Annotated in this window: 20 protein-coding genes and 1 rRNA gene; all 21 read left to right on the top strand. The window is 38.8% G+C overall.

Annotated elements, in window-relative coordinates:
- Positions 1–135 precede the first annotated feature (135 nt).
- Positions 136–1,338, top strand: a complete 1,203-nt coding sequence (locus BUA88_RS13165; RefSeq protein ID WP_072918828.1) for an ABC transporter substrate-binding protein — start codon at positions 136–138, stop codon at positions 1,336–1,338.
- Positions 1,339–1,406: 68 nt separating this feature from the next.
- Positions 1,407–2,285, top strand: a complete 879-nt coding sequence (locus tag BUA88_RS13160; RefSeq protein WP_072918826.1) for a branched-chain amino acid ABC transporter permease — start codon at positions 1,407–1,409, stop codon at positions 2,283–2,285.
- A 9-nt stretch (positions 2,286–2,294) separates the two neighbouring features.
- Positions 2,295–3,422: a branched-chain amino acid ABC transporter permease gene (locus BUA88_RS13155; protein WP_072918824.1), complete on the top strand. Its 1,128-nt coding sequence runs from the start codon at positions 2,295–2,297 to the stop codon at positions 3,420–3,422.
- Complete coding sequence (locus tag BUA88_RS13150) at positions 3,423–4,220, top strand: ABC transporter ATP-binding protein (protein WP_072918822.1); 798 nt, start codon at positions 3,423–3,425, stop codon at positions 4,218–4,220. It abuts the gene before it with no gap.
- Complete coding sequence (locus BUA88_RS13145; protein ID WP_072918820.1) at positions 4,213–4,917, top strand: ABC transporter ATP-binding protein; 705 nt, start codon at positions 4,213–4,215, stop codon at positions 4,915–4,917. The genes BUA88_RS13150 and BUA88_RS13145 overlap by 8 nt, the downstream gene beginning before the upstream one ends.
- Before the next feature lie 28 nt (positions 4,918–4,945).
- Positions 4,946–5,647 carry a gamma-glutamyl-gamma-aminobutyrate hydrolase family protein gene (locus BUA88_RS13140; protein ID WP_028248162.1) on the top strand — a complete coding sequence of 234 codons (702 nt, stop codon included), beginning with the start codon at positions 4,946–4,948 and terminating at the stop codon, positions 5,645–5,647.
- Between the two features lie 17 nt (positions 5,648–5,664).
- On the top strand, positions 5,665–6,654 hold the full coding sequence (locus BUA88_RS13135) for a nucleotidyltransferase family protein (protein WP_072918817.1): 990 nt from the start codon (positions 5,665–5,667) through the stop codon (positions 6,652–6,654).
- A gap of 50 nt (positions 6,655–6,704) precedes the next feature.
- A complete protein-coding gene (locus BUA88_RS13130; RefSeq protein ID WP_083572528.1) occupies positions 6,705–7,166 on the top strand; it encodes an FUSC family protein in 462 nt (153 codons plus the stop codon).
- 317 nt (positions 7,167–7,483) lie between these two features.
- Positions 7,484–9,298: a glutamine--fructose-6-phosphate transaminase (isomerizing) gene (glmS, locus tag BUA88_RS13125; RefSeq protein WP_072918814.1), complete on the top strand. Its 1,815-nt coding sequence runs from the start codon at positions 7,484–7,486 to the stop codon at positions 9,296–9,298.
- A 154-nt stretch (positions 9,299–9,452) separates the two neighbouring features.
- Positions 9,453–12,029, top strand: coding sequence for a PEP/pyruvate-binding domain-containing protein (locus BUA88_RS13120; RefSeq protein WP_072918813.1), 2,577 nt, complete (start codon positions 9,453–9,455; stop codon positions 12,027–12,029).
- A 205-nt stretch (positions 12,030–12,234) separates the two neighbouring features.
- Positions 12,235–13,008 (top strand): basic amino acid ABC transporter substrate-binding protein, encoded by a 774-nt coding sequence (locus BUA88_RS13115; protein WP_072918859.1) that lies wholly within the window; start codon positions 12,235–12,237, stop codon positions 13,006–13,008.
- Between the two features lie 5 nt (positions 13,009–13,013).
- Positions 13,014–13,742, top strand: coding sequence for an amino acid ABC transporter permease (locus BUA88_RS13110; protein WP_072918857.1), 729 nt, complete (start codon positions 13,014–13,016; stop codon positions 13,740–13,742).
- Positions 13,732–14,475, top strand: a complete 744-nt coding sequence (locus BUA88_RS13105; protein ID WP_072918812.1) for an amino acid ABC transporter ATP-binding protein — start codon at positions 13,732–13,734, stop codon at positions 14,473–14,475. Before BUA88_RS13110 ends, BUA88_RS13105 begins: the two co-directional genes overlap by 11 nt.
- 57 nt (positions 14,476–14,532) lie before the next feature.
- Positions 14,533–16,170 carry a M20/M25/M40 family metallo-hydrolase gene (locus BUA88_RS13100; RefSeq protein ID WP_072918810.1) on the top strand — a complete coding sequence of 546 codons (1,638 nt, stop codon included), beginning with the start codon at positions 14,533–14,535 and terminating at the stop codon, positions 16,168–16,170.
- Positions 16,160–16,996, top strand: coding sequence for a dimethylarginine dimethylaminohydrolase family protein (locus tag BUA88_RS13095; RefSeq protein ID WP_072918809.1), 837 nt, complete (start codon positions 16,160–16,162; stop codon positions 16,994–16,996). Before BUA88_RS13100 ends, BUA88_RS13095 begins: the two co-directional genes overlap by 11 nt.
- Positions 16,997–17,021: 25 nt before the next feature.
- Positions 17,022–18,092 (top strand): histidinol-phosphate transaminase, encoded by a 1,071-nt coding sequence (gene hisC, locus BUA88_RS13090; protein ID WP_072918808.1) that lies wholly within the window; start codon positions 17,022–17,024, stop codon positions 18,090–18,092.
- Positions 18,089–19,066, top strand: coding sequence for an NAD(P)-dependent oxidoreductase (locus BUA88_RS13085; RefSeq protein ID WP_072918806.1), 978 nt, complete (start codon positions 18,089–18,091; stop codon positions 19,064–19,066). Before hisC ends, BUA88_RS13085 begins: the two co-directional genes overlap by 4 nt.
- Position 19,067: 1 nt before the next feature.
- Positions 19,068–19,997 (top strand): AEC family transporter, encoded by a 930-nt coding sequence (locus BUA88_RS13080; RefSeq protein WP_072918805.1) that lies wholly within the window; start codon positions 19,068–19,070, stop codon positions 19,995–19,997.
- Positions 19,998–20,077: 80 nt separating this feature from the next.
- On the top strand, positions 20,078–20,788 hold the full coding sequence (locus BUA88_RS13075; protein ID WP_083572529.1) for a response regulator transcription factor: 711 nt from the start codon (positions 20,078–20,080) through the stop codon (positions 20,786–20,788).
- A 45-nt stretch (positions 20,789–20,833) separates the two neighbouring features.
- Complete coding sequence (locus BUA88_RS13070) at positions 20,834–23,398, top strand: sensor histidine kinase (RefSeq protein ID WP_072918801.1); 2,565 nt, start codon at positions 20,834–20,836, stop codon at positions 23,396–23,398.
- Between the two features lie 501 nt (positions 23,399–23,899).
- Positions 23,900–23,991, top strand: a 16S ribosomal RNA gene (locus BUA88_RS13065); the annotation flags it as partial.

Genomic DNA, 23,991 nt, shown 5'->3' with positions numbered 1-23,991 from the left:
CATTAATGGGCATAACTAATAAAATACAGAAAAATATATTTTGCTTTCGACAAAGGCGTCGCTATTTTTAGCGGCGCCTTTTTGCGTATTCATATATGCATTTCGAAAGTGAAATTACCAAGGAGGAAATGTAATATGAAAAGATCTAAATTGTTTGGAATCGCTCTTGGATGTTTGATGGCTGTGAACCTGATTGGCTGTGGTGCGTCTTCATCGTCCTCTTCAACCGGCTCAGATGCGGCATCAGGAGATACTATAAAGATTGGAATCTTCGAGCCAAAGACAGGTGAGAATGGTGGCGGTGGCGCACAGGAAGAATTGGCTATCGAATATGCGAATTATGTTCGCCCAACCGTAACTGTTGGAGGTAAGGAATATAAAATTCAACTTGACTGGCAGGATAATCAGTCAGATAAGACAGTGGCAGTTACAGCTGCACAGAAGCTTATCGCTGACGGCGTTGTTGGAGTTGTAGGTGGATACGGTTCAGGTGTATGTATAGCAGCAGGTTCTTACTATTCCAATGCAAAGATTCCAGCAATCGGAACATCCTGCACAAATGCAAATGTTACTCTTGGAAATGATTACTACTTCAGAGCATGTTATCTTGATCCATTCCAGGGCGAGGTAATGGCAAACTGGGCATACAGTAATGGCTTCACAGAAGTAGCTACAATCGATAACATCGGTAACGAATATACATCAGGTCTTGTAAAGACCTTCACAGATTCATTCACAGTTTTAGGTGGTACAGTTGTAGATTCGGAAACATTCCAAACAAACGAAAGTGATTTTAAGGCTATTCTTACAAACATAAAGAACAGCGGTGTTAAGGCTGTATTCGCTCCTACTGATTATCTTTATGCTCCACTTCTTTTGAATCAGGCTCATGACTTAGGTCTTGATGTTCAGTGGATTGCAGGAGATACCTGGTATTCAAACGTTCTTATTCAGGATGCTGGTGATAATGCAAATGGAGTTGTAGCTGATACATTCTATTCAGAGGGTGGTAATCCAGAATTTGATGCAGGCTTTAAGGAATGGCTCAATGCAGATGCTTCAAGAAAAGCTACCAACCTTGATACAGATGCAATTGTAGGTAATCACGCAGTATCCTACGATGCATACATGTTGTTATGTGACGCTATCGAAGCTGCAGATTCATTAGAGGGTCCGGCAATCAGAGATGCGCTGGCTGCTTTGGATGAGAGCGAAGGATACGCATGCGGACCATACAAATTTGATGCTAATGGTGATGCAATTAAAAATACATCATACATCTGCCAGATTACTTCTGGTGAATGGACATATCAGAGTACTGAGACAGTACAAAAATAGCATTTGAATGTTAAATGGGGCTGTGCATTACACACAGCCCTAAAACTATAGATAAGGTGGAAAACTATATGATTTCATATTTGTTGCAGCAGCTTTTGAATGGATTATCTCTTGGAGGAGCCTATGCACTTATAGCTATTGGTTACACTATGGTGTATGGAATTCTTAGGATGATTAACTTTGCTCATGGCGATGAATTCATGATGGCAGGATACTTCATGATTTTTTCGTTAGCTGTTTTTCCTTGGTATTTTGCGATACCTTTTGTCATTTTATGCACAATCGTACTTGGTGTAGTAATCGAGAGAATAGCCTATAAGCCACTTAGAAGTGCACCTCGTATGTCAGTAATGATTAGTGCCATAGGAATATCATATCTTTTACAGAATCTTGCAAACTATCTTTTTACAGCAATGCCTCAGAGCTATCCTCAGATTGATATCCTAAAACATGTTTATACATTCGGAAATATAAGTGTTTCCAGAGTAACTATAATAGCCCCAGTGCTTACCATAGTTCTTACATTCCTACTTATTATGCTTGTAAATCATACTAAACTTGGTATGGCCATGAGAGCCTGCAGTAAGGATCAGGAAACTGCAAGAATCATGGGTATTAAGGTTGATAACATCATTACAACGACCTTTGTAATTGGATGTGGCTTGGCAGCTGTAGGTTCAATTCTATATTTCACAGACCGCAATACAGTTCAGCCTTATTCCGGTTCACTTCCAGGATTGAAATGCTTTGTTGCAGCAGTCATAGGTGGTATTGGAAATATTCAGGGTGCTGTTATTGGAGGATTTATTGTAGGTATCTGCCAGATTGTCATCACGGCTATGGGTTATTCAGTATTTAGTGATGCTTTTACCTTTGCCTTGCTGGTACTTATTCTTATATTCAGACCATCAGGTTTGTTTGGTGAAAAAGCGGTACAGAAAGTGTGAGGTAGGCATATGAAAGTAAAAGAGAAGAGAAACTTAATACTCAGCATAGTAGCGGTTTTACTATGCTGTTTATACTTATTTATTTTGGAGTCTGATAGTGTGGTTCATTCCTATGCAATTACCATTATTGAAAGAAGCTGTATTTATGCAGTGGCAGCTGTATCCATGAATTTAATTATTGGATTCACTGGACAGTTTTCACTTGGAACAGCTGGTTTTATGTGCATTGGAGCATATATTACTGGTGTCTTAACTATTCCGGTAGAGATGAGAGACCAGATTTTCTACCTGTATGGAATGGCATCATGGCTACATGATATCAAGCTTCCACTTATTGTAACTCTTATTTTATGTGCAGTGGTCTGTGCAGGAATTGCAGCCTTGATTGGCTGGCCGGTGCTTCGTTTGAAGAGTGATTATCTGGCAATAGCAACTCTTGGTTTTTCAGAGATAATAAGAGCGATTTTTGGCTGGGATGGCTTGGGAAAAATTACAAATGCATCTTATGGAGTTTCTAATATTCCAGAGTTTAAAAGTATTTTTGAATGCGTTATTATTTCGGCTGTCTGTATTGTTATTATGATTCTTTTGGTGAACAGTAGTTATGGACGTGCTTTTAAAGCGATTCGTGATGATGATGTTGCTGCTGAAGCTATGGGAATAAATCTATTTAGAACCAAGCAGCTTTCATTTGTTGTAACAAGTGCCTTTGCCGGAGTGGCAGGAGGACTTCTAGCAGTATATATGAGATCAGCAGTTACAAGTACATTCACTGTTGCTTTGACATATAACATTTTGTTGATGGTAGTACTTGGTGGAATTGGAAGTATAAGTGGTTCGATTCTGGGAGCATTTATAGTAACTGGTTCGCAGGAGTGGTTACGTTTCTTAGACAGAGAGTACACCTGGTCAGAACTTATTCCAGGCATTGGAAATACAGGCTTTGGTGCCATGAATGTTCCTTTGCTTCGAAATGGATTTCGAATGGTTGTGTTTAGTTTACTTCTTATGCTGGTGGTACTTTTTTGGAACCATGGACTTACAGGAAGTAAAGAGATTACCTGGGACAGATTAATAAATGGTGCTAAGAAACTAATGCGAAGCAAGAAAGAAAAAGCTGTATCGGAGGCTGAATAGATGGCAGATAAAAACGTAGTATTAAATATAGAACATCTTACCATGCAGTTTGGAGGTGTAATTGCTGTCAATGATTTTTCAGCACAGGTAAAAGAGGGCGAGATAGTTGCTCTAATTGGACCAAACGGAGCTGGAAAAACTACAGCTTTTAACTGCATTACAGGTGTGTATCATCCAACTAATGGAAAGGTGGATTTTTGCGGTGAAACTATAGCAAACAGCTTTAAGATTTCTCATACACCAGATGAAATTACAAAGCTTGGTATTGCCAGAACCTTTCAAAATATAAGACTGTTTCCAAAACAGTCAGTTTTTGACAATGTGTTGATAGCAAAGCATATGAGGGCAAAGCAGAATCCTTTTACTGCTACATTTAGATTAAATAAGAGTGAGGAGCAGCGAAGCAGAGAAGAAACCTGGCAGCTCTTAAAAGAGCAGGGTCTGGATAAGTATGCTGACTGGGAGGCAGGAAGTCTTCCATATGGAATGCAAAGAAGACTGGAGATTGCCAGAGCACTTGCTACAGGGCCAAAGCTTTTATGCCTTGATGAGCCTGCTGCTGGTATGAATCCACAGGAGACAGATGAGCTTGCTGAATTCATCTGTCAGATAAGAGATAAGTATAATCTTACAGTACTTTTGATTGAGCATCATATGAATCTTGTAATGGGGATTTCAGATCATATTTATTGTATAGATTTTGGAAAAATGATTGCGCAGGGTAAGCCGGAAGCTGTTGCTTCTGATCCAAAGGTTATTGAAGCTTATCTTGGAACACAGGAGGAACGAGATGCTTGAGATTAAAGGATTATCCATAAATTATGGTGGAATAGAGGCTGTAAGGGATATAAGTTTTGTGGTCCCATCAGGACAGATTGTAACTTTGGTTGGTGCTAATGGTGCAGGAAAATCAAGTACACTCCGTTCAATCATTGGTCTTGTAAAGGCAAAGTCAGGAAGTATAAAGCTTGCAGGTAAGGAGTTGATGGGTTCCAGCACAGATGAAATTGTTCGAAATGGAATAACACTTGTTCCAGAAGGACGTCATGTATTTCCAGACCAGACAGTTCTTGAAAATTTAAAAATAGGAGCTTATCTGAGAAAAGGAAATCTGGATGAAGACATAGAAAAGGTTTATTCCATCTTCCCAAGATTAAAAGAAAGATCATGGCAGGCTGCCGGAACTTTATCAGGTGGAGAGCAGCAGATGCTTGCTGTAGGACGAGCTCTTATGGCAAATCCTAAGCTTATTATGATGGATGAACCATCACTGGGACTTGCTCCAATAATCGTAAACGAAATATTTGAAATTATTAAAAGAGTAAATGAGGTTGGAACTACGGTTTTACTGGTAGAGCAAAATGCAAATATGGCATTACATGTGGCAGATAAAGCCTATGTTATTGAAAATGGCAGAATTACCATTGAAGGCACTGGTAAGGAACTGTTGAAGGATGAAAGAGTAAAGAAGGCATATTTGGGGACAACAGCTTAACTACAAGTGATAATTTCGGAGGTGAATTTTGAAACCGGTTATTGGATTAATACCATTATATGATGACGAAAAAGAGAGCTATTGGATGCTTCCAGGATATATGAAGGTTGTGGAAAAATGCGGGGGACTTCCTATAATGCTTCCCCTTACCACAGATAAAGAAGAGCTTGAACAGGCATATAACCTTTGTGCTGGTATTCTTTTTACTGGAGGACATGATGTATCTCCCACACTGTATGGTGAGAAAAAGAAGAGTACTTGCGGCATGGATTGTTTTGAAAGGGATTCCATGGAATGTTTTCTTTTGAAAAAATGTATTGAAGATGACAAACCATTACTTGGAATATGCAGAGGTATTCAATTCGTAAATGCGTATTTAGGAGGAACACTTTATCAAGATCTTCCTACAGAATATCAGTGTAAAGTGGAGCATCACATGGAACCTCCATATGACAGGGCGGCCCATAAGGTTGAAATATTAAAAGGGACAAAGCTGGCAGAAATATTGGGCGAGGGTATTCATGAAGTGAACAGTTATCATCATCAGGCCATAAAAGAATTATCACCTGAGGTGGAAAAGATGGCAGTATCAGAGGATGGACTTGTTGAGGCAATAGGAGTGAAAAATCAAACATTCGCTATAGCTGTTCAATGGCACCCAGAGTTTTCTTATGAGAGTAATGAGGACAGCATGAAGCTGGTAAGTGCTTTTATAAATAAATGTAAATAATGTACGGAGAAGGCAGCATGATTAAACTTAATGACTATTTATATGACGGAGAAACAATTTTTAGGATACTTCAGAAATACATAGACGACCTGGAGGAAAATGCATTAGCAACACATAATCAAATCGATTTAGTTCATTGCTCTTTTCTTGAAACTATATATGAGCTGCTGGAGCATAATGAGTTTTTAACTTCTCAGTCCCAGAGAATTAGAGAGTTCTATAAATATATGGTGGTGGAGTATCCATATCTGGCATTCACCTTTAAGGGGCGAATTAAATCTATCATCAGGGCAGAGGAGAAGTTTAATAGATACATTGTAGATTTCATTTATGATTATTATCAGATGTATCATCACTTTCCAGCACTTCAGGAAATAAAGGAAAAGCTAAGCTGTTTTAGGGACTTGCTTGCATACCGCATAGTTATTTCTCTACCTAAGTGTCATCTTCAGGAAGGGCAGGACAGAGAAGAGGAAGAAATAAAACTCTTATATGAAATTGCAAATAAATTGCCATCATTTTTGGAGGATCAGGGCTTTACAATTGTTAAGGCAAATACCACTGGACGGGAATGTTCAGAGTTGTTGGATATGAGCTTGTGGACCACTTATAGAGACTATGTTTATAAGCCTACCAGTGCAGGCTATAGATCTTTGCATCTGACACTGTTTGATGATATGGCAAGGTGTCATGTGGAGGTTCAGCTAAGAACAAAATCAATGGATGATAGTGCAGAAATTGGTGTATCAAATCACCTGAGATATGTGGAGTCACAGGAGCAGCAAAAAAACAGAAGAATAGAGATTCCAAAAGGTGAATGTAAATATTTTGATGAAGCATATGACAGAGTTGTCTCTCTTGAAAATATAGATTTATCGGAACTAGATGTAAATATGTTTACTGCAGTGAATAACAGTTTGATAAATGATGGCTGTGGCCTTTTCAGAGGCCGACAGATTTTACCATTCGAACATTTATCAAGATTTCAAAATGGATTGGTGGACTAGAAGTATTGAAGAGACTTAAAGAATTACATGTAGAATTTCCGAGAATCGGGATGAGAATAATTAAATCTGCCATTGCAGTTTTATTATGTTTTGTAGTGGATTATTATAGAAATGGAGCAGGAATTGTGTTTTACTCACAGCTTTCTGCTCTCTGGTGCATGCAGGCAACTAGGGAAAGCACAATAAAAAATGCCAAGCAGAGAATGATTGGAACATTTATAGGAACCTTCTATGGGTTCCTTTATATAGTTATTAAGCAGTTGTTTCTGCCCCAAATTGGAAGCTATGATTTTGCAGGTTCAGTCTTAATCTCATTGATGATTGTGTTTGTTATTTACACATCAGTAATAATTAAGAAAAAGCAGGCGTCGTATTTCTCCTGTGTGGTTTTCTTAAGTATTGTTGTAAATCACATTGGGGATTCCAATCCATATTTATTTGCCTGCAACAGATTTTTGGATACTGTAATAGGTATTGCAATAGGCGTGCTGGTAAATATTTTAGGATTCTGACAGAGATGGCACACCTGAGGGTGTGCTTTTTAATTGACAGGGGTTATAAGGTATACTAGAATCATTTTTGTTGTAGATTGAAAATTTAATAGGTCTTGAAATCACGTATTTATTCCTCGTTTTAGCGCCATGCACCAGTTAATACTGGTTAACGAGGAGGAGGGATTTTCGAAAATTCGGCGGGTGCCCTCCCGTGCAGCCTAGCGCGTACGCATTGGCAAATATGCAGGTAACTGCAAAACAAAAACAGTGCGATAGGTATTAACAATAAATTTAACAGTGTAGCTGTCATTCATAGAAAGGATGAGGAATAAATTATGTGTGGAATTATTGGATTCATTGGAAATGATGCTTTAGCGAATATTTTAAACGGGTTAGAGTTATTAGAGTACAGAGGGTACGACAGTGCTGGACTTGCGGTGCGACGAAATAGCGAGTGTCAGTCTGTGATTTATAAATGCCAGGGCAGAGTCAGTGATTTGAGAGAGATTGCTCCATCAAACGCTGATTTTAGCTGCGGCATTGGTCATACCAGATGGGCGACACACGGTGGTGTCAGCGATAAAAATGCCCATCCTCATAAATCAGGAAAAGTTACTCTTGTTCACAACGGTATTATCGAAAACTATGCCCTTTTAAAAGAGGAGTTCGAACTGGAAGATAAGCTTGTTTCTGAGACAGATACTGAGGTGGTCGCTGCTCTGATTGATAAATTTTATAAAGGCAATCCAAAGGAAGCAATCAAACGTACTATCAAAAAGCTAAAGGGTACCTTTGCATTTGTAATTATGTTTGATGATATTCCTGATACCATTTTTGCAGTCAGAAATGTCAGCCCTATTGTTGTAGCAAAGACCGACGAGCAGACAATTCTTGCATCTGATCCGGCGGCTCTTTATGCCTATGCAAAGGAGTACTATGTCTTAGGAGAAGACTTATTTCTCACAATGACACCTTCAGGATATACTGTCGAAGATTTTGATGAGAATCCAGTGGAAGTACAGTTGACTAAGGTCGATTGGGAGGTTTCTGCTGTTGATAAAATGGGATTCCCTTATTACATGGCAAAAGAAATTTTCGAACAGCCTTCATGCATTCGCAGAATTCTTTCCAATTACTTACTCAATAATGAAATAGAGTTAGGATTTAATGGTGAGCTGGATAAAGCTCTACAGTCCTTCAACAGAATTTGTATAGTGGCCTGTGGAACAGCTTTGCATGCTGGCATGATGGGGGCACAGCTCTTTAAGAAATGGTGTGGTATCCCTGTGGAAATCGAGATGGCATCAGAATTTATCTATTCAGACACTGTTCTTGACAGTGATACTTTGTTTATCGCTGTTTCACAGTCAGGTGAGACAATAGACACCCTTGAAGCCATGAACAAGGCTAAGGAAAACGGAGCACTTTGCCTTGCTATTCTTAATGTTCGTGGTTCTTCCATTTCAAGAGTGGCAGATTATACACTCTATACAGATGCAGGTCCAGAGATTGCTGTTGCCAGTACAAAGGCATATACAACTCAGCTTCTTATCTTCTATTTGGTTGCATTAAAAACTGCTACTGTCAGAGGTAAGATGAGTGAGGAAGATGTTGCTTCAGCTATTGATAACTTACGAAAAGTGCCAGAGGCAATTCAGACAGTCCTTGGACAGAAGGACTTTATTCACAGGCTTGCAAAGGAAGTAATTACTGCATCAGACTTGTTTATGATAGGCAGGGGACTTGATTATTATGTTCTCATGGAAGGTGCTCTTAAGCTTAAGGAGATTTCATATATTCACTCGGAAGCCTATGCATCCGGTGAACTTAAGCACGGACCAATTGCACTTATTTCAGAGGGAACTCCAGTTATTGCAGCAGTTACACAGACTCATTTGATACCTAAATCTCTTTCAAATGTTAAGGAGATAAGGGCTCGTGGTGCAAATGTCGTACTGCTTGCAAAGAACGAACTAAAAGGAGAGTTTTCTGAGGAATATCATGTTATCGGATTGCCAGATCTGGAAGATGAGTATATGGCGTTCCCAGAAATCGTAGCCCTGCAGATTTACTGCTATTTTGTTTCTGCTGATAAGGGGCTTGATGTGGATAAGCCAAGAAATTTGGCAAAAGTTGTTACAGTTGAATAATGTTTATGGAATAGATACGGAATTTCAGGACCGGACTACAACGAGGGTTGAATATCAGCCCAAATAGATGTAAAGTTAAATAAAGACAAAGGCGTTTGCTACAGGTAGCATGCGCCCTTTTTTATTATACGGACTTGGATTAGGGGAGGTTTTTATGGCAGCGTTTGATAGAGTGTGTTCTGGAATTCCACAGATGGATGAGCAGTTTGATAACATTCGACTGGGGGATAATGTGGTTTGGCGAGTGGATAGTCTGAAAGATTTTAAACTGTTTGCAGGGCCATACGTGCAGCAGGCAATAGAGGATGGAAAAAACCTGATTTATATCAGGTTTGCCAGCCATGAGCCCCTGTTTGAGCCACAGGAAGGCTTGAAGATTGTAAATGTGGAGCTGTCCCACAGATTTGAAACCTTCACAGTGGACATCCATGAAATAATTGAGAAGGAGGGCGTTGACGCCTTCTATGTTTTCGACTGCCTTTCTGAGCTACAGACTGCCTGGGCCACAGACCTTATGATGGGAAATTTCTTCCAGGTGACCTGTCCATATCTTTTTCAACTGGATACAGTTGCATTCTTCCCTCTGATTCGAGGAAAACATTCTTTTAAAGCTATTGCAAAAATTCGTGATACAACCCAGTTGTTTTTAGATGTATATTCTGACAAGAATAATGTATTTGTAAGACCGGATAAGGTGTGGAACCGTTATTCTGAAACAATGTTTTTACCACACGTTTATGAGCCAGAGGCAGGGACGTTTGCACCGATGCTTGACGGTGTGAGAGCCAGCCATTTTTATCAGCTTTTGGAAAAAGAAGCAAACAGTGCCGACAGGGATAACAAAGACAGCTGGGATAGATTTTTCGACATGACTGCAACCATGAATGAAAATGGCATTGATGTGACCGAACAGTGCAGCAGGATGTGCAATATCATGATGACAAGAGATGAGCGAATGCGTGTCATGATAAAGGAGAACTTCAAGCCAGAGGACTATCTTCATGTGAAAAGCAGAATGATAGGTACTGGCATGATTGGCGGTAAGGCATGCGGAATGCTTTTGGCAAGAAAGATAATAGAGAATAACAGACCTGATATTTTGGAAAAGTTCGAGCCTCATGATTCCTTCTATGTAGGCTCTGATGTGTTCTATACATTCATTGTGGAAAATCATTTTTGGGATATTAGGGTGCGTCAGAGAAAGCCAGAAGAATACTTCAGTCTGGCTGATGAATTTGCTCAGCGATTGTTAGATGGAAAATTTTCCCGTGATATGGAAGAGGAGCTGGTAAAGTTATTGGAATATTATGGTCAGGACCCAATTATCGTAAGGTCCAGCTCTATTCTGGAGGATGGCTTTGGAAATGCATTTGCTGGAAAATACGAATCAGTTTTCTGCCCAAATGCCGGTGATATGGATCAGAGATTAAATGAGCTAGAGGATGCTATCAGAACAGTATATGCCAGCACCATGAGTAAGTCTGCATTGGATTACAGAAATAGACGTGGTCTTCAGGCCCGTGATGAGCAGATGGCACTTTTGATTCAGAGAGTATCAGGCTCCTATTATGGTGAATATTATATGCCTTGTGCGGCAGGTGTTGGCTATTCCTACAGTCCATACAGATTTATGGAAAGCCTAGACCCTGAGGCTGGAATGCTACGCCTTGTTATGGGACTTGGAACATCGGCAGTAGATAGAACGGAAGGCTCCTATCCAAGACTTGTAAGTTTGGATAATCCAAAGGCTACTACTGCAAGAGACTGTGGGGAGAAGCATAAATATTCACAGAAGAAGCTGGAACTGATAAACAGAAGTGAAGGAAAATTGCAGCAGGTGGAGCTGGATGTGATTAAGCCGTTTATGCCGTATTATCTTCAGCGACTATTGTTGGAGCATGACTTTGATGTGGAGCGATTATTCAGGGAACAGGGACACAACCGTGATATCCAGTTTATATCCTGTCAGGGCATTGTGGAAAAACAGGAGATTATGGCTCAGATGAAGGACATATTGGGGACAATTCAGAAGGAATATGACTATCCTGTGGATACAGAGTTTACCATTAATTTTTCTGAGGATGGGGATTATGTAATCAACATACTTCAGTGCCGGCCTCTGCAGGTTTTTGAGGACTCGGGAGACTTTGAAATGCCTGATGAGATTGGAGCTGAAAAGGTACTGTTCGAATGTGAGAAGTCGGCAATGGGACTGTCTCGTTCTGAGAAGCTTGATATGATTGTCTATGTGGATCCTGTAAATTATTACAACATGGACTACAAGGACAAATATACCATCGCAAATGCCATTGGAACTATAAACTGGAAGATGAGGGATTCTGGCAAGAAGCTGCTTCTTATGGTGCCGGGGCGCATTGGTACCACTTCACCAGAGCTTGGCGTGCCAACATCATTTGCAGATATCAGCGAATTCGAGGCCATTTGTGAGATTGCAAATTCTGAAGCAGGATACAATCCGGAGCTTTCTTATGGCAGCCATTTCTTTCAGGATTTGGTGGAATCAGGAATTCTTTATAATGCTATTTTTGAAAATGATAAGACTAAGATTTTCAACATGGAGCTTTTGAAGGATTGTAAAAATATACTTGAGGAGTTTGATTCAAAGTATGATAGTCTCAAGGAGATAATTCGTATATACGATGTAAGTAATATGGGATTTATGCTGTGTAATGATATGAAAAAAGAAAGGATAATTTGCTTTAAGAATTAACAATAAAATCTATTTCTAACGCAGTATAAATATACACAAAAGTGTTATAAACATTCTTGTTGACAAACAAAATAAAGGATAGATATAATTTTGCACATAAATAAAACGTCGATGTGCAAAGGGGCATATGTCAAATGACATATGCCCTTTTTTTGTATTCAAAAACGCATTTACGTTAATAAACGAAAAGGAAGGTAATGGTATGATGGAACGAAAAAAATTAGTAGCATTGATAATGACACTGGTAGTTGCTATGGCAGTGATGACAGGCTGTGGGTCTGCAGCTAGTGTGACAAAGGCTGGAGACTATGAAGGTGAGTTGATAATGGCAACAAATGCTACATTCCCTCCATATGAATTCGTTGAAAATGGAGAGTACGAAGGAATTGACGTTGAGATAGCTGAAAAGATTGCAGAAGAATTGAACTTTGAACTTGTTATTGAGGATGTGGAGTTTGGTTCTATTATCGCGGGTGTAGAGAGTGGTAAATACAGCATGGGAATGGCTGGTATGACAGTTACAGATGAGAGAAAAAAGAGTGTAAATTTCTCAGATACATATGCTGTGGCTGTTCAGTCAGTTATCGTTCCAAGTGGTTCAGATATTAAGTCCATTGACGATATTTCATCAGAGAAAAAGATTGGTGTTCAGCAGGACACAACTGGTGATATCTACGCTACAGAAGATTACGGTGATGATGCCATTGTTCGTTATAAAACAGGTCCTGATGCAGTTCAGGCATTGGCTTCAGGAAAGGTCGATTGTGTAATCATTGATAACGAGCCAGCAAAAGCATATGTAAAGGCAAATGATGGACTTGAATTACTTGATTCAGCATACGCCGAAGAAGAATATGCAATCTGTGTTTCAAAGAATGATGAAGAGCTTCTTGAAAAGATTAATGATGCATTAGCTAAGCTTAAGGCTGATGGAACAATTGATTCAATTGTAAGCAAATATATTTCTGCTGAGGACTAAGGATGATGTGGCACAGTAAATTTATTTCAGATTTCAAATTTGTTTTTCTTGAGAACGAACGCTATAAGCTAATCATTGAAGGATTGTTTGTAACACTTGAAATTACATTGTTCGCGGTGCTAATCGGTATTGCTCTTGGAACAGTGGTGGCTTCAATTCGTTCAACATACGATAAGAACATTGAAAGTCTGAAGAAAAGGAAAAATCTAGGATACTACATATTAAGTGTTTGTAATGTAATCTGCAAAATCTACCTGACAGTAATTCGAGGAACACCTACAGTGGTGCAGCTGTTGATTGCTTACTTTATTGTATTTGCCACATCAAATAACGATGTTCAGATAGCAGTATTTGCTTTTGGAATTAACTCAGGTGCCTATGTGGCAGAAATCATCCGTGCAGGAATTATGGCTGTGCCAGAGGGGCAGTTTGAAGCAGGACGTTCATTAGGATTTAATTACCTTCAGACGATGTTTCATATAATTATTCCGCAGATGGTAAAGAATGTTTTGCCTGCTCTTTGCAACGAGTTCATTGTATTGATTAAGGAGACATCAATTGCAGGTTATATCGGAATTACTGATTTAACAAAGGCAGGAGATTTAATTCGAGGACGTACATTTTCAGCATTTCTTCCACTGTTTGGTGTGGCAGCTATCTACCTTCTTTTAGTACTTGTATTAACATATCTCGTTGGAAAATTGGAAAGGAGGTTACGAGCTAATGAAAGATAACAAAATAATTCGAGTGGAAAACCTGAAGAAATATTATAAAGGGGGAACAATCAAGGCTCTGGATAATATTTCCATAAATGTAGATGAGGGGGAGGTGGTTGTAATTATAGGGCCATCTGGTTCTGGAAAGTCAACATTACTTCGTTCTCTAAACCTGTTGGAGATTCCAACAGAGGGAAATATATTTGTAGATGATGTTTTAATTACAGATCCTAAGACAGATATCAACAAGCATCGTCAAAAAATGGGAATGGTATTTCAGCATTTCAATCTGTTCCCTAACATGAACATATTAAAAAATCTTACTATAGCACCAACTAGACTTTTAGGTAAGTCTAAGGATGAAGCTACAGAATATGCAATGGAGCTTTTAGAGAAAGTTGGTTTGGCGGATAGGGCGGCGGCTTATCCTAGTCAACTTTCAGGTGGTCAAAAACAGCGTATTGCAATTGTAAGAGCACTTTGCATGAATCCTAAGATTATGTTGTTTGATGAACCGACATCAGCTTTGGATCCAGAGATGGTTGGAGAAGTTTTAGATGTAATGAAAGAACTGGCATCCCAGGGAATGAGTATGGTGGTTGTTACCCATGAGATGGGCTTTGCAAGGGAAGTAGCAGACAAGGTAGTCTTCATGGATGCAGGCCAGCTAATTGAGCAGGGAACACCGGAGCAGATTTTCGAGCATCCACAGTCAGAAAGACTTAAAACATTTTTAGACAAAGTAATATAGGAGAAAGCAAAGGCGCTTTACATTGTAAGAGATGTAGTGCCTTTTTATTTTGGGAAAATGTTGAAAATAAATGAAGAAATGTTGCAGCTGACAAAAGATATGGTGGCTGTAAGCAGTGTAAATACAACAAAGGGAGAAAAAGATATAGGGGTGTTCATTGAAGATTATTTAAGGTCAATTCCTTATTTCAAGGAACATCCAAATCAGGTTATAGTGCAGACATTAAAGAATGATCAGTTAGAACGAAGAAATGTGTTTGCACTTTTACTTGGGGAGAAGGATAAAAATAGTAAAACCATAATTTTCCATGGCCACACCGATACGGTGGGAGTGGAAGATTATGGGGCTCTTGCCGGCTATGCCTTTGATTGTGATGGCTTGGCAGAACAGTTAAAGGAAATTGAATTGCCAGAGGAAGTAAAAAAGGATTTAGAGTCTGGTGAGTATCTTTTTGGTCGCGGTGCCTGTGATATGAAGAGCGGAGATGCAGTATTTATGGTACTGCTTAAGGAGCTTTCAGAGCACGTCAGTGATTTATCGGGAAATATTCTTTTGTCTTTGAATCCTGTTGAAGAAAATCTTCATACTGGAATTATTGAGGGAATAGAAGTAATTGAAAAGCTAAAGAAAGAATATGACTTAGATTATGTACTTGCCATAAATAATGACTACACCTGTCCTATGTATCCTGGAGATAAGCATCATTATATTTATACAGGTGTTGGCGGAAAGCTTCTTCCCTGTTTTTATATTCAGGGTCGAGAGACTCATGTGGGACAGTGCTTCGAGGGCTATGATCCTACTACAGTGATGGCAGAGTTAATAAAGGAATTAAATTTGAATCCTGAGTATTCGGATTCCTACGAGGGGGAATATGCTCTGCCTCCTACACTTTTGAAAAGTAAGGATTTGAAGGGCTGGTATAACGTGCAGACAGCCAAGGAAGCTTTGGTATATTTTAATTATTTTGTGCTGAATGCAGATGTCAGAGACATTACTAAAAAGCTTGTGTCTGCAGGGGATAAGGCTGTTAGACGAGCATCGGCAGATTTGAATATTAAGTACAAAGGCTATTGTGAAAAGTCGGGAAAAGATTTTCAGCAGATAAAAAACAGCTGGTCTGTTATGTCATATGAAGATTTATATCAGCTGGTAAAGAATCAGGATGAATCCATAGATAAAATTCTTGCTGAGGAGACTGTAAAGCTACAGGAGGCTGGAGTGGATAAAAGGGAGATTCCTGTATCGTATATACGAATTTTGCTTGCAATGGCAAATATTTATCATCCAGTTGTAGTGCTTTACTATGCAACACCTTATTGTCCACATAATACCTTAGAGAAAAATGATGAGGCTTTAGAGAAGTTGGAAAAGATTCTCAAGGTAGTGGAGGAAGAAAATAACATTGAATATAGAATGGACGGATTCTTCCCTAGCCTGTCGGACAGCAGTTATTTATCCTTGGATGATTCCATGGAATCAATTGCTACACTTAAACAAAATTTTCCACAGATGCAGCAGCTATATCCACTTCCATTGGAGCTGATTAAAAAGTTAAACATTAAGGCAGTCAATTTTGGAGTCTATGGAAAGGACGCACACAAAAGCACTGAGAGATTGCAGGTGCCATACAGCTTTGGAGTGTTACCTGAGCTGATTATGAAAACTACGGAGGTATTTTTAAATGTTTGTTAAGAATGGAACGGGGGAATTAAAGAAGGTTTTGGTTTCAAGACCAGAGTATTTAAAGCCAGCTCCAATCAATGAGATAGCAAAGAAGTGGAAGGATACCACTATGGATGTGGATGTGATGCTTCGTGAACATGAGGAGTTTGTAAAAAGCTATGAGGATGCTGGTGTAGAAGTAGAGTTTTTAGATGCGGATGATGAGCGCCCAAACTCAGTTTTTGCAAGAGATTTCGGAGGATGCGTTAAGGAAGGATATATACTTGGAAACTTTAAGCTGGATATGCGCTATAAGGAGCATGTTGATTATGAAAAGCGCATGGCGGAGCTTGGAATTCCTAAAATTGGAGAAGTGAAGGAAGGTCTCTTTGAGGGGGGCGACTTCATGTTTATGAATGAAAAATGGGTGGCAGTTGGCATGGCTGACAGAACAGATGAGGCTGGACTTGCGGAGTTGAAAGCAATTCTTGAGCCACTTGGATACGAGGTTACTGGAGTTCCTCTTAAGCGGGAATATTTACATTTGGACATGTGCTTCAATCTGGTGGATGACCATCTGGCTGTGGCATATGTGGATGGATTACCAGAGGAATTCAAGAAGCTCCTTGCAGAGAGAGGAATAGAGCTTATTCCCGTTCCAGAGGAGGCAATTTTCCTCCATGGATGTAATTTGCAGGCTCTTGGAAATCACTGCGTGCTATCGCTGAAACAAAATAAAAAGGTTAATGAGGAGCTTGTTAAGCGAGGCATGAAGGTAATCGAAATGGATATTACCGAAATCTTAAAAGCGGGCGGTGGACCACACTGTATGACATTTCCACTTGTACGCATATAAATAATTATGAAGGGACACTATTGTAATGAGCATTTTTTTAGTAGATGAATATAAAGAGATGGAGCCTTATGTTCCAGGTGAGCAGCCAAAGGATAAGCTGTATATCAAATTAAACGCCAATGAGACTTCTCTTCCACCTTCACCAAAGGTATTTGAGGCTATTTCAAAAAGTGAGATTTGGAACATGAGCTACTATGCTGATCCACATTGTCACGAATTTAGAAAGGCAGTAGCATCTGTTTATGGGGTAACCGAGGAAGAAGTTTTTGTTGGAAATGGAGCTGATGAAGTTCTTTCCTTTGTACTTATGAGTTTCTTCAGAAGAGGAATGAAGATCTATTTTCCAGATATTACTTATGGCTTCTATCGCACATATGCTAAGACATACGGACTTGATATGGAAGAGATTCCTGTAAAGGATGATTTTTCAATCGACATAAATGATTATATGGATTTGGAAGGGGATATTATTTTTGCAAACCCTAATAATCCTACAGGACGAGCAATTCCAATCGATGATATCGAAAAGCTTGTTAAAAAGAATCCAGAGAGAATGGTTATTGTGGACGAAGCCTATGCAGACTACTGGGGGGAGACTTGTTTGCCTCTTGCTACCAAGTATCCAAATCTTGTTGTTGTTCGTACTTTCTCAAAATCTAGAAATATGGCGGGAACACATATAGGTTTTGCTATTGCTTCAAAAGAGATTATTGCGGATATGAACAGCATTAAGTTTTCATTTAATCCATTTAATCTTAATTCAGTTACTATGGCAGCAGGAATTGCAGCAGTAAAGGATACCTATTATTTGGATAAATGTATTAACCGAATTGTAACTAATCGAGAGCAGTTCAAATCAGATTTGGAGAACTTGGGATTTCATGTTATTCCATCGAAAGCTAATTTTGTATTCTGCTATCATGACACAATTTCATCTTCAGAGCTTTGTGAGAAGTTGAAGGAAGAGGGAATTCTCACACGTCATTTTGCAGATGCAAAACTGGATAAATATTTAAGAATCACCATTGGAACAGAGCAGGAGATGGCAGTGGTGCTGATTGCCATCAAAGAGATACTTGCGGAGGTTAAGGTTTGAAGAAAATCGTAATTGCGGATTATGAAAGCGCATTGGAAGCGGATTATACCATCACAATTGAAAGTATTGAGGAGGCACTTGGCGAGCCAGTTGATACGGTAGTTCATGCCTATAAGGATAAGGATGATTTTATCAAGGTATTGCAGGATGCAGATGGGCTGGTTACTGGATTTATTGAGGCTGATGAAGAGATACTGGCCGCCTGCCCAAGTTTAAAATGTATTTCAGTTAGTGGCGTAGGCTATTCCAATATTAATCTTGAGAGTGCCAGACAAAATGATATTGCTGTGTGCCATATTCAGGAATATTGTACTCAAGAAGTGGCAGAACATGCCATTGCGCTGATGTGCGCGCTGAATCGTAATCTGAAATTCTATGACAGACAGATTAATGATAAGAAGGAATGGAAATATTATTCCATAGATGGAAATCCTAATCTTAACAGCCAGACACTGGCAATATTTGGTTTTGGAAGAATTGGTAGACGTGTGGCTACTATAGCTCTGGCTCTTGGAATGAAAGTCCTGGCGGTGGACCCATATGCTGCCAGCCAGTTTGATGTGGCTGGAGTGGAGTTTGTAACCAAGAAGGAGGCTTTCTCCAGAGCTGACATTATTACTAATCATATGAATCTTACCGAGGAAAACAGACACTTTTTTAATGAGGATGCTTTTGTTAAAATGAAGCGTAGACCGATATTTATTAATGTAGGGCGTGGAGGCAGCGTTGATGAACAGGCTCTTGTAAATGCTCTGAATAGGGGATTGATTAGAGGCGCGGGCATAGACGTTCTTGAAGAAGAGAATCCAGATTTAAACAGATGTAGTCTGCTTCGTCGAAAAAATGTAATCATAACACCTCACAGTGCATTCTACAGTCAGGAGTCTATCGAGAAACTGCAAAGAATCAGTGGGGCAAATCTTGGATATTTCCTCGCTGGAAAAAATGAGGAGATTACTGAATTAGTTAGGTAAGATGAGTGTATTAGTTTCAATTACTTTAAAAATTTTTGTTTTGATGGCGGCAGGATTTTTTGCTGCACATTTTAAAATTATGGATGAGGCTGTGAAGAGAGGATTATCAGAAATGTTGATATATATCTTTCTTCCAGCCAATTTGTTTGTGTCATCACAGGCAGATTTTTCTATCAAACAGATGATAGGAATTGGTTATACTATCGTATTTACGTTAGTGTACTATGCTATTGTTATTTCATTATGTTATTTTGGCAGTTGCCCTTTCTTTAAGGATAAGACCAAGAGCGGAATGTTTTCTTTGCTTATCGCATTTGCCAATACTGGCTTTATTGGCATGTCTATTATTAGAGAAACTGTGGCTGGCTCAGGTCTTTTATATGCAGCAGTATATAATTGCATTTTTGATGTAGTGTATTTTTCTATAGGCGTAATGCTATTGCAGAGCGAGAAGGAAAAGATTTCCATCTATGCAATTATGAAGAATGTAATCATATGGATTGCTATCGCTGCAATTATTCTTTATGTGATTCCATATCGTTTCCCAGTGGTTTTAACAGAGACAGTAGATGTGTTAGGCGGATGTATGCTTCCTGTTTCAATGATGATTATTGGTGCGGAGCTTTATACTATTAAGCCTGACGAAGTACTAAAAGATAAGGTGGCTTACATTACATCCTTCTTTAGAATGATTTTGGTGCCAGCTATTACACTTGTGGTTTTAGTTCTTTTACATGTGGAAAAGTCACTTGCTATGACAATGGTTCTGTTGACAGCAATGCCATCAGGCTCACTTAATGTAATCATAGGACGCAAGTATGATGCAGATGTAAAATATGCTGCCACAACAATAATGCAGAACACAATAATTATGCTTTTAACCTTGCCAGCATTTATTTACCTGTGTGAGAGATTCTTAATCAATTCTTAAAGATTTACCATCTTGGAACTTAAAAATTTATTCAATACAATAACCTTGTAATTAATTACAGGAGTTACATGGGAGAAAAAATGAATAATATTCTAATTTGTGATGACGAACAGGATATCGTATCCGCTCTTAGGATTTATCTTGAGAGTGAGGGAATGAATGTAACATCAGCCTCAAATGGAAGAGAGGCAGTTGAAATAATGAAAAGCCCAGCAGGCGAAACTATGCAGCTTATCTTACTTGATGTGATGATGCCTGAAATGGATGGAATAGCTGCCATGGCTGAGATTCGAAAGGAGTCAAATGTACCAATCATCATGCTTACTGCAAAGAGTGAGGATGCTGATAAGGTGGTTGGCCTGACAGTAGGAGCAGATGATTATGTTACAAAACCTTTTAATCCGGTGGAGCTTATGGCTAGGGTGAAGTCTCAGCTTAGACGTTATACCATGCTTGGCTCTCAGAACGGAAATGCGAATATCGTAAATACGGATATTATCACAATAGGTGGTATTGAATTACATGATAAATCTAAGGAAGTCACCTTAGATGGAAATCCAGTATCACTTACTCCATTAGAATACGACATTCTAAAGCTTCTTATGACACATAAGGGCGAAGTGCTCTCCCCACGCGACATTTATGAGAATGTCTGGAAGGAAACAGTAATAGGGGCTGAAAGCACTGTGGCTGTTCATATCAGACATCTCAGAGAAAAATTAGAATATGATAGTGCCAATCCTAGATACCTAAAGGCTGTCTGGGGGCACGGGTATAAGATGGATTCATAATGTTGCTGTGAATAGTAACAAATGATGAGATTTTAGGAGGGTGATATGAAAAGATTTTACAGCAGAGCTGGAAAGATATTTTTAGGTATAACCTGTACCGTATTTACGTTTATATTTGCATTTAGTGTTTTTGCATGTGGCATTTTAGGAAACTGGGGATTGTTTTCAAGCAATACCAGCGAGTTCAAAAACGAACTATATAAGGAAGCTGGAAGAGATTATGCAACCTGGATTCTCTATAATGCAGATAATGGATTTACTTCAGGCCGACTTGAAGGAATGAATTGTTACTACGGAGTTATCGCTGGTAAGGAGACTGAAGATATAGATCTCAATTCTGATAGCTCCTACATATATCGAAATTTTAATGATGTAAAAGTTCCTAAGAATGCATTTAAAGATTACTATGGAATCGATGGTGATACAGAAATTGAATTAAGTGAGAAGCTTTTAGATTTTTGGACACCTAATTACATTGGTACTGATTATTCAAGGGTGTACACAAGTGTTAGCATTGAAGGAATTGGATATGACCTGATTGGACAGAAGGCTTATGTTTTTGGTAATGGAAGATTCTATCCCATACAGGAATATTATTGTAGCTATGTTACTAGTGAACATCCTGAGGGAACACCTAATACTAATAATATTTATTCTAGAATTTGGGATAATAATAAAGCAGATTTAGAAGCTGGAAGAGAATACGTAAACTATTATAGTTCATCTGAAACAGAGAAAGTTCAGGAAGATGAAAGCTATTATGTAGTTGAAGATTCTGAGGAGACTGAATCATCAGAAGATACAGAAAAAACAGAAGTTACTACAGATTATCTGCCAGAAGAAACTGTTATTGAAAGTGGCGCATCAGGTGAAGATACTAATCTACTTTATATAGATGGCAAGGGCTACAAGCCTTTATCTGACTCAGTTCAGGGTTATGTTTTAGCCTTAAACACTGATGATGGAGCTACAGGAAAACTTAGTCTTGATAATGTTGCTGACTTATCAGACATACATGGAGAACTCACTCAATTAAAGCATGAGGTATCAATAGATAATATTTCATTCTTTGGTATATATGAAGATAACCCTGCTTTAACCTACTACACAGTGGTATGCTTCCCTAATGAGACAAAGCTTGCAGCAAACACATATACAAATGATTTTTATGCACAGGCAAAGGCAGTTGCATCCCTTGCACCAACCTTGAAGGTTATTCTTCTATTGGCAGCTATTCTTTCCTTTGTTATTGCATTTGGCTCTTGGATTATGTTCTTATGTGCAGCAGGACATAAGAAGGGAGTAGAGGGAATTGTTGAAGGCCCTATTGAAAAAATTCCAGCTGATTTAGCGATTGTGTTATTTATATTTGCTGAGTCTATTGTGTTTGGAGTTTGTGTTTCTATAGTTGACGAACTGGGTTCATCAGCCTTTGGATTAATAGGAATGATTGTTGCGGCTACTGGTATTGCTGCTGTGCTTATAGGATTCCTTTGGAGTTCAAATATTGCGGTAAATGTTAAGCTTCGTCATGTATGGAAGAATAGTCTGATATGCAAGATATTAGGCATAATAAAAAAGTGGCTTGGAGTTTTTCACCAGGAGACAAAATATATACGCTCCACGATAAAGTGGACTTATAGAATATGGGCTATATTTGTAATCATTGTAATCCTTGAATGGCTTGGAATTATGGTTACAGATGCGCAGGATGTTTTATTCCTGTGGTTTATGGAAAAAGTGGCTTTTGGAATTCTTCTACATATCTTTTTAAGAAGCTATGCAAGAATAAAGGGCACAGCCTTAGCTCTCGCAGAGGGCGATACCACAGCTCAGGTAGATTTAAAGGGAATGCCACTTTTTCTTGAAGAGCATGCAAAGGCAATGAATGATATTCAATCTGGAATCACAGTTGCACTTGAGGAAAGAACCAAGAGTGAGCGTATGAAGACAGAGCTCATTACAAATGTTTCTCACGACATCAAGACTCCACTTACTTCAATAATCAATTATGTGGATCTTCTTGAAAAAGAAGATATTGAAAATGATAAGGCTAAAGAATATCTGGAGGTGCTGGACAGACAGTCTAAGAGATTAAAGAAGCTTATCGAGGATTTAATTGAGGCATCAAAGGTTTCTACTGGAAACATAAAATTTAACATAGAAAAGGTAAATGCAGTAACTCTTTTGAATCAGTCCGTTGGAGAATTTTCTGACAGACTTGAAGCCAATAAAATCACAGTAGTGACAAACATTCCTGCTGCAGATGCTTATCTTCAGGCTGACAACAGATACCTATGGCGAGTATTTGATAATCTTATGAGTAATATTGTGAAATATGCTCAGCCAAATACCAGAGCATATGTGGATTTAGAGCAGGATGATAAGAAGCTTAGATTTGTTTTTAGAAATACTTCAAAGGAAGAGCTGAACATCACAGCAGATGAGCTTATGGAAAGATTTGTTCGTGGTGACAAGTCCCGCTACACAGATGGCAATGGTCTTGGCCTTTCCATCGCCCGCAGCCTAACAGAGGCTATGGGTGGAACACTTAAGCTATCCATTGATGGAGATTTATTTAAGGCAGTTGTAGAATTTAATAAGATATAATTACTAAATGGTGAGGTCATGATGTGGCCTCACCATTTAGTATTAAAAATATCACAAATGCCGCATCGATATTTAGAGCTCAGAATAGTAAAGATTCTGCATCAGATCCTAATAGCAGTAATTGTTTTAATGTGTTAGACCACCCTCCAGTACGGAGGGGGTATATTTGCACTAATAAGAGGTTAATGGATTATTGTGTAAATAATTAACACAATTCGCACAATATCTCCAGTTTCGCGCTATAGATTTACTTTAATAAAATATGAAAAAATGCGTTGACACGAGACGATTGGGATGATACTATAATCGAGCACTGAGGGACAGCAAGTCACACAGAGCGAAACAAATAAACGAAGATTGATAACTGAACAGTGAAACAAACCTTGAATTAATACATTTTCAAAATGAAACATGTATCCTTGAAATTCATTTAAGTTTCTTAATGAAACGAAACCTTTATAGTAAACAAGTCAGTTTTATACTGATTCGGAATTAAACTTTTAACATGAGAGTTTGATCCTGGCTCAGGATGAACGCTGGCGGCGTGCTTAACACATGCAAGTCGAACGAAGCAATTTCTTACGATCCCTTCG

The sequence above is a fragment of the Pseudobutyrivibrio xylanivorans DSM 14809 genome (assembly GCF_900141825.1).
GTDB lineage: Bacteria > Bacillota > Clostridia > Lachnospirales > Lachnospiraceae > Pseudobutyrivibrio > Pseudobutyrivibrio xylanivorans.
The sequence above is the reverse complement of the archived record's forward strand: the minus strand, read 5'-3'. Positions and strand labels throughout refer to the sequence as shown.

Bases quoted from the DNA above. Each gene is read 5' to 3' on its own strand.
- BUA88_RS13165 (WP_072918828.1), top strand. From the start codon at position 136: ATGAAAAGATCTAAATTGTTTGGAATCGCTCTTGGATGTTTGATGGCT.
- BUA88_RS13160 (WP_072918826.1), top strand. From the start codon at position 1,407: ATGATTTCATATTTGTTGCAGCAGCTTTTGAATGGATTATCTCTTGGA.
- BUA88_RS13155 (WP_072918824.1), top strand. From the start codon at position 2,295: ATGAAAGTAAAAGAGAAGAGAAACTTAATACTCAGCATAGTAGCGGTT.
- BUA88_RS13150 (WP_072918822.1), top strand. From the start codon at position 3,423: ATGGCAGATAAAAACGTAGTATTAAATATAGAACATCTTACCATGCAG.
- BUA88_RS13145 (WP_072918820.1), top strand. From the start codon at position 4,213: ATGCTTGAGATTAAAGGATTATCCATAAATTATGGTGGAATAGAGGCT.
- BUA88_RS13135 (WP_072918817.1), top strand. From the start codon at position 5,665: ATGATTAAACTTAATGACTATTTATATGACGGAGAAACAATTTTTAGG.
- BUA88_RS13130 (WP_083572528.1), top strand. From the start codon at position 6,705: ATGAGAATAATTAAATCTGCCATTGCAGTTTTATTATGTTTTGTAGTG.
- glmS (WP_072918814.1), top strand. From the start codon at position 7,484: ATGTGTGGAATTATTGGATTCATTGGAAATGATGCTTTAGCGAATATT.
- BUA88_RS13120 (WP_072918813.1), top strand. From the start codon at position 9,453: ATGGCAGCGTTTGATAGAGTGTGTTCTGGAATTCCACAGATGGATGAG.
- BUA88_RS13115 (WP_072918859.1), top strand. From the start codon at position 12,235: ATGGAACGAAAAAAATTAGTAGCATTGATAATGACACTGGTAGTTGCT.
- BUA88_RS13110 (WP_072918857.1), top strand. From the start codon at position 13,014: ATGTGGCACAGTAAATTTATTTCAGATTTCAAATTTGTTTTTCTTGAG.
- BUA88_RS13105 (WP_072918812.1), top strand. From the start codon at position 13,732: ATGAAAGATAACAAAATAATTCGAGTGGAAAACCTGAAGAAATATTAT.
- BUA88_RS13100 (WP_072918810.1), top strand. From the start codon at position 14,533: ATGTTGAAAATAAATGAAGAAATGTTGCAGCTGACAAAAGATATGGTG.
- BUA88_RS13095 (WP_072918809.1), top strand. From the start codon at position 16,160: ATGTTTGTTAAGAATGGAACGGGGGAATTAAAGAAGGTTTTGGTTTCA.
- hisC (WP_072918808.1), top strand. From the start codon at position 17,022: ATGAGCATTTTTTTAGTAGATGAATATAAAGAGATGGAGCCTTATGTT.
- BUA88_RS13080 (WP_072918805.1), top strand. From the start codon at position 19,068: ATGAGTGTATTAGTTTCAATTACTTTAAAAATTTTTGTTTTGATGGCG.
- BUA88_RS13075 (WP_083572529.1), top strand. From the start codon at position 20,078: ATGAATAATATTCTAATTTGTGATGACGAACAGGATATCGTATCCGCT.
- BUA88_RS13070 (WP_072918801.1), top strand. From the start codon at position 20,834: ATGAAAAGATTTTACAGCAGAGCTGGAAAGATATTTTTAGGTATAACC.